Source organism: Undibacterium sp. SXout7W, assembly GCF_049339385.1.
In the GTDB taxonomy this organism is placed as follows: Bacteria; Pseudomonadota; Gammaproteobacteria; order Burkholderiales; family Burkholderiaceae_D; genus Undibacterium.
This window is the reverse complement of the sequence record NZ_JBMPPF010000154.1, coordinates 1-287: the sequence shown is the minus strand read 5'-3', so window position 1 is coordinate 287 and position 287 is coordinate 1. Positions and strand designations below refer to the sequence as shown.

1 protein-coding gene is annotated in these 287 nt (G+C 59.2%); it reads left to right on the top strand.

Translation table 11 applies throughout. The annotated features are described in order from the left end of the window. Window positions 1-15 precede the first annotated feature (15 nt). Window positions 16-287: response regulator (locus tag ACO0LB_RS20895; protein WP_423052668.1), on the top strand; the 272-nt coding region annotated here is incomplete at its 3' end.

Here is a 287-nt window from a genome sequence, read left to right as displayed (position 1 = left end):
ACAGTGGAGAGCGGAATGAAAGTACTGGTGGTGGACGATGATGTCGTATCGCGCATTGTGTTGATGCACCTGATCGACAGCTGTGGTGTGCATGACATCGTGGAGGCTGAAGATGGCGCGGCCGCGTGGGAACAACTGGAAGCCGGCCTGCGTCCCGCGCTATGCTTTTGCGACCTGCGCATGCCCCGTTTGTCGGGCATGGAATTGCTGCAGCGGGTCAAGGGCAATCCTGACTTGCAAGCCATGCCCTTCGTCTTGATTTCCTCGGCCACCGACCGCGACACCGT